This is a genomic window from Streptomyces alkaliphilus (assembly GCF_014141535.1).
GTDB lineage: Bacteria > Actinomycetota > Actinomycetes > Streptomycetales > Streptomycetaceae > Streptomyces > Streptomyces alkaliphilus.
Genome location: NZ_VKHT01000284.1, coordinates 1 through 5,480 on the forward strand (window position 1 = coordinate 1; position 5,480 = coordinate 5,480).

The 5,480-nt window shown below is 72.6% G+C and carries 5 protein-coding genes and 1 pseudogene; 3 read left to right on the forward strand and 3 right to left on the reverse strand.

What is annotated here, in order from left to right; genetic code table 11:
• Nucleotides 1–644 (reverse strand): FAD-dependent oxidoreductase (locus tag FNQ90_RS11255; protein WP_182606238.1); only part of this gene is annotated, 644 nt, incomplete at its 3' end.
• Between the two features lie 235 nt (nucleotides 645–879).
• Between FNQ90_RS11255 and egtB the strand changes: the two genes are divergently transcribed.
• The 3 genes from egtB to FNQ90_RS11270 all read left to right on the forward strand — a co-directional run bounded on the left by egtB (nucleotide 880) and on the right by FNQ90_RS11270 (nucleotide 4,338).
• Complete coding sequence (gene egtB, locus FNQ90_RS11260) at nucleotides 880–2,127, forward strand: ergothioneine biosynthesis protein EgtB (protein ID WP_182606239.1); 1,248 nt, start codon at nucleotides 880–882, stop codon at nucleotides 2,125–2,127.
• Between the two features lie 89 nt (nucleotides 2,128–2,216).
• Nucleotides 2,217–3,185 (forward strand): L-histidine N(alpha)-methyltransferase, encoded by a 969-nt coding sequence (egtD, locus tag FNQ90_RS11265; RefSeq protein WP_182606240.1) that lies wholly within the window; start codon nucleotides 2,217–2,219, stop codon nucleotides 3,183–3,185.
• A 346-nt stretch (nucleotides 3,186–3,531) separates the two neighbouring features.
• Entirely contained in the window at nucleotides 3,532–4,338 is an 807-nt protein-coding gene (locus FNQ90_RS11270; protein ID WP_182606241.1) for a TetR/AcrR family transcriptional regulator, read from the forward strand.
• Nucleotides 4,339–4,402: 64 nt separating this feature from the next.
• On the opposite strand, the gene FNQ90_RS11275 is transcribed toward FNQ90_RS11270, so the two are convergent.
• Both FNQ90_RS11275 and FNQ90_RS11280 read right to left on the reverse strand, forming a co-directional pair.
• The gene (locus FNQ90_RS11275) at nucleotides 4,403–5,290 is read right to left on the reverse strand and encodes an ABC transporter permease (RefSeq protein ID WP_182606242.1); all 888 of its coding nucleotides are present in this window, start codon (nucleotides 5,288–5,290) and stop codon (nucleotides 4,403–4,405) included.
• A pseudogene (locus FNQ90_RS11280) lies at nucleotides 5,287–5,480 on the reverse strand (daunorubicin/doxorubicin resistance ABC transporter ATP-binding protein DrrA); the annotation flags it as partial. The gene FNQ90_RS11275 and the pseudogene FNQ90_RS11280, both read right to left, overlap by 4 nt.

Consider the following 5,480-nt stretch of genomic DNA (forward strand, 5'->3'; position numbering starts at 1 on the left):
GCGATCAACTCGCCCGCCCGGGCCTCCTCCCGACCCAGCAGCCGTGGTCCCCGCTGGACGAGGACGACCGAGCACCCCATCCGGGCCAGGAACTGTCCCATCTCCACACCCACCGCGCTGCCGCCGATCAACAGCGCCCGCTCCGGGATCTCCCGCAAGGTGGTGGCCTCCCGGTTGGTCCACACCTCGACGTCCTCCAGCCCCTCCACCGGCGGACGCACCGGCTCCGAACCGGTGGCGACCACCACGTTCGCCGTGGTCAGACGTTCGCCGCCGGCCTCCACCACCCACGGATCGCGGCCCGTGACGCGCGCGTCGGCCCGCAGGACCGTCGCGCCCCGCTCGCGGTACGCCCTCACCTGCGCGGTGTCGTCCAGCCCTCGGATCATGTCATCGCGGTAGTCGCGCAGGGCGGGCCACTCCCGAACGGGTTCGGACACCCCGGCCACCGCGGCGGCCTCCGCACCGACCTCGGGGGACCGCAGCAGGGTCTTGGACGGCACGCACGCCCAATAGGCGCACTCGCCCCCCACCAGCTCCCGCTCCACCAGGGCCACGCGCAGGCCCGCGTCCAACAGCCGGCCGGTGACCGTCTCACCCCCCGGACCCGCTCCGATGACGACGACGTCGAAATCCACGGCCATGCGAGCTCCTCTCCCGGTCGGTTCCTCTCCCGGTCGGTTCGTCGATCCGGCGGACGGCCGGGCCGGCTTCCCACCCTCCCCCGATCGCGGCGATCACGCCTGTCGGCGATGTTCCGTCGCGCGCCGATCCGGAGGCGTCCGGGGCATCAGGGGTCAGGAAGCCGGGTGAGGGGTACAGCGATCGTTGACGCCGCGGTCGCCCGGCCGCGGAACGCCGACGACGACCGGAGGTCGTGTGACTTCGTCAGCGCTCGCCCCGCCCACCCTCCTCGCGCGGTTCCGGGACGTCCGCGCGCTCACCGAGCGGCTCGCCTCACCGCTCTCCCCCGAGGACCAGACGGCTCAGTCCATGCCGGAGGCCAGCCCCACGAAGTGGCACCGTGCCCACACGTCGTGGTTCTTCGAGGAATTCCTGCTCGGGCCCGCCGGGGGCCACCGCCCCTTCGACCCGACCTTCCGTTACCTGTTCAACTCCTACTACGAGGCCGTCGGCCCCAGACACCCGCGCCCCCACCGGGGACTGATCACCCGACCCTCGGCCGAGGAGGTCGGACGCTACCGGGCACACGTCGACCGCGCGGTCGACGAACTGCTGGCCCACGCCCCCGGGGGAGTGCACGACGAGATCGTCGAACTGGGACTGAACCACGAGCAGCAGCACCAGGAGCTGCTGGTCATGGACGCCCTGCATCTCCTCTCGCACCACCCCTTCGGCCCCGCCATGGTCCAACGGCCGGCCGACGCCCCCACCGACGACCCCGACCCGCTCCCGCAGAGTTGGCGGGCCGTCCCCGGCGGTCTCCACGAGATCGGTCACGACGGGAAGGGGTTCGCGTTCGACAACGAGGGGCCGCGCCACACCGTGCACCTGGTGCCCTTCGAGATCGCCGAACGCGCCGTCACCAACGAGGACTGGTTGGCCTTCATGACCGACGACGGGTACTCCCGGCCGGAGCTGTGGCTCTCCGACGGGTGGGCGGCCGTGAGACGCCACGGCTGGCGCGCCCCCGGTTACTGGCGGCAGGAGGAGGACGGACGGTGGACCGTCTTCGGCGCCGCCGGGGTACGTCCGCTGCGGCGCGCCGAACCGGTGTGCCACATCTCGTTCTACGAGGCGGACGCCTACGCCCGCTGGGCCGGGGCCCGGCTGCCCACCGAGGCCGAATGGGAGGTCGCCGCCCGGGACGTCGCCGAGCGGCGCGGGGGGTTGCTCGACCCCGACCGTCTGCATCCGGGCCCGGCCGGCCGGCACATGATCGGGGACGTCTGGGAGTGGACATCCAGCGCCTACCTGCCCTATCCGGGATTCCGCCCGGCGGAGGGCGCCGTCGGCGAGTACAACGGGAAGTTCATGTCCGACCAGCACGTGCTGCGCGGGGCGAGTTGCGTCACCCCGGCCGGCCACGAACGGTTGACCTACCGGAACTTCTACCCGGCCGCCTCCCGGTGGGTCTTCGCCGGCCTGCGATTGGCACGCCCGTGAGGCCCCCCGGGAGGACCGGCGCCGCCGGCCCGGACGGCGCCCGCGGCGAACCGACGGGCGGGGCCCGGCGACGGGGCACGACCGTCCGCGTGGACCGGTACCTGACCCCGGCCGCACGCCGGGCCGACCTGGAGAAGGACGTCCGCGACGGCCTGACCGCGGAGCACCGGAGCCTGCCGCCGAAGTGGTTCTACGACGCCCGCGGTTCCCGTCTCTTCGAACGCATCACCGAGCTCGAGGAGTACTACCCCACCCGCCGGGAGCGCGCGATCCTCGGCACGCACGCCCTCGACATCGCCGAGGCCACCCGGGCCGACACCCTCGTGGAACTCGGCAGCGGCACCTCGGAGAAGACCCGATTGCTGCTCGACGCCCTGGCCAAGTCCGGCACCCTGCGCCGCTACGCGGCCCTGGACGTCGACGAGTCCGTCCTCACCGGGGCCGGGGAATCCGTGGCGGGCGAGTACCCCTCGATCACGGTGCACGCGGTCGTGGGGGACTTCGAACGTCATCTGTCGTCGCTCCCCACGGGCGGCCGGCGGCTGGTGGCGTTCCTCGGCGGCACCATCGGCAACCTCCTCCCCGGACCGCGTGCGCGATTCCTGCGTGCCCTGGCCCGACACCTGGCACCCGGGGACGGGCTCCTGCTCGGCACCGACCTGGTCAAGGACCCGGCCCGACTGGTCGCCGCCTACGATGACGCCGCCGGCGTGACGGCCGAGTTCAACCGCAACGTGCTCCACGTGCTGGTCCGGGAACTGGGGGCCGAGTTGGACCCCCGGGGGTTCGACCACGTCGCGGTGTGGAACGAGGCGGAGGAGCGGATCGAGATGCGGCTCAGGTCCCGGGGCGAACAGGTGGTGCGTGTTCTCGGCCTGGAGGCGACCTTCGCCGACGGGGAGGAACTGCTCACCGAGACGAGTGCCAAGTTCCGGCGCGAGGGTGTGGAACGGGAACTCGCGACGGCCGGCCTGCGCCTCCGTTCCTGGTGGACCGACCCCGACGGCGATTACGCCCTCTCCCTCGCCGTCAAACCGATGCCCCGACCCGGGCCCTGACCGGGCACGTCCGCGGGGAGCCGGTCGGGCCGAGCGGCCCCCGCGGACGCCCACCGCTCCCGACGGGGCCCATCGAACCGCCCCGCCCATCCATCGCTCGCCGGGGGAAGGGACACCGGCTCGCCACACGGATCGACGGAGGAGAGCCCCCGGACCACCGGGTGCGGGGGCGATATCGGACGGGATCACGGGAGCGCTCCGCGCGACGCCCGGGCAGCGCGCGCCCGATCCGCCGGGCGCCGGTCACGGCCCCGTGACCGGTGTCGAGGGTTTCCGCCGTCGACCCGGGCCCACGAACGGTCGGCGGTAACCGAACACCGGGGCCCCTGCGCGTACGATGACGGGGATGGCCAAGGACACCACCCGACCGCGTGGCGGGCCCCCCGACCCCGTGCGCAGCCTCGCCCTGCTGTGGAGCGCGCGCGACCGCCGCCCCGCGCGCAACGCCCGTCACGACCTGAGCGTGGACCGTATCGTCCGGGTCGCCATCGGGGTCGCGGACGCCGAGGGTGTCGATCGCCTGTCCATGCGCCGGATCGCGGAGGAATTGGGCGTCGGGACGATGACGCTCTACACCTACGTTCCGGGCAAGGCCGAACTCGTCGACCTGATGCTGGACACCGTCTACGGGGAGGTCGTCACCCGCCCCGGCGCGGACGCAGCGGGGGAGTGCCCGGACGGGGACTGGCGCACTCGGCTGGACCGCGTCGCCCGGGACAACTGGGGGTTGTTCCGCCGCCATCCCTGGATGCTGCACGTCGGTGTCACCCGGCCGGCGCTCGGCCCCAACGCCGTCGCCAAATACGAACGCGAACTCCGCGCGGTGGCCGACATCGGCCTGTCCGCGATCGAGATGGACACCATCGTCCACCTCGTGATCGGCCATGCCGAGACCACCGCCCGCCGCGCGGACGAGGCCGAGCGGGTCGAACGGGACAGCGGGATGACGGACGAGGAGTGGTGGCGCGCGCAGGGCCCCGTCCTGGGGTCGCTGATGGACTCCTCCGCCTTCCCCCTGGCCGCCGCGATCGGTGAGGCGGTGGGAGCGGCGCATGGGCGGGCGTACGACGCCGGCCACAACTTCGAGTTCGGTCTGCGACGCATCCTCGACGGCATCGCGGTGATGGTGGACGCCCGGACCGACACGGGTTGACACCGCGCCGGTCCGGGCGAACCCCGGGATGCGCCGACCCGGGGCCCGGCCATCGACCCCGGTCTCAACGATTCAGCCGCCGAAAGGCGTTCACGGAGAGTGGGAAGAAGAGGAGCACCAGCAGCACCGGCCACACCACCGCCATCATCGGGGAATGGTCGGTGACCCAGGAGCCGGAGGCGACACCGGGGCTTCCGAACAGCATCCGACAGGCGTCGACGGTCGAGGAGATCGGGTTCCAGTCGGCGAGTGTGCCCAGCCATCCGGGCATCGTGGTCGTCGCCACGAAGGCGGCGGAGAGGAAACCGACCGGGAACTCCAGGGTCTGCACCCCGTTGACCGCCCCGGCCCCGGAGAGGGTCAGTCCCAGATACACGCCGACCCACACGAGGGCGAAACGCAGCAGCAGCACGAGGCCGAGTGCGGCCGCGAACTCCCCGACGGAGCCGTTGTGCCTCCATCCGATCGCCAGGGCCGTGGCGACCATCACGGTCAGGGTGAGAACGGCGACGAGCATGTCCGCCACCGCCCGTGCGATCAACACCGCGGCCGGCGACAGCGGCATGGAGAGGAAACGATCGGTCACCCCGCGCTCCCGGTCGGTCGCCACCGCGAGGGTGGTCGTCCCGATTCCGAAGAGCATGGCCATCACGAACATGCCGGGCATCAGGAAGTCCCGGTACCCGCCCCCTCCGGGAACCATCATGGCGCCACCCAGAAGATGGACGAAGATCAGGACGATCAGGACGTTGAAGGCCAGGGAGAAGAGCAAGGGGCCGGGGCGCCCCACCTGGTGCAGGACCGCTCGTTGGGTGAGGACCCAACTGTCGAGGAGAAGGGCGAAGGGGTGCCCCCCGGAGCCGTCGCGGGACGGGAAGTCCGGCGATGCCGGGGACGCCGGTGCCCCGGACGGCCCCGCTCCGGGGGCGTCGGCGGCTGTGCTGTCGGTCATGCGCGCACCTCCCGTTCGCTCGGTCCGGTCCCCTCACCGTGGTTGCGGTCGGGCGGGGAGCCGGTCAGATGGAGAAAGACCTCGTCCAACGTGGGACGCCGCAGGGCCAGATCGTCGATCGCGACGCCGGCCTCGTCCAGCAGCCGGACGACGAGGGGGAGGGTCGCGGCCCCCTTCGCCCCCCGCACCC

Bases quoted from the DNA above. Each gene is read 5' to 3' on its own strand.
- FNQ90_RS11270 (WP_182606241.1), top strand. From the start codon at position 3,532: ATGGCCAAGGACACCACCCGACCGCGTGGCGGGCCCCCCGACCCCGTG.
- FNQ90_RS11275 (WP_182606242.1), bottom strand. From the start codon at position 5,290: ATGACCGACAGCACAGCCGCCGACGCCCCCGGAGCGGGGCCGTCCGGG.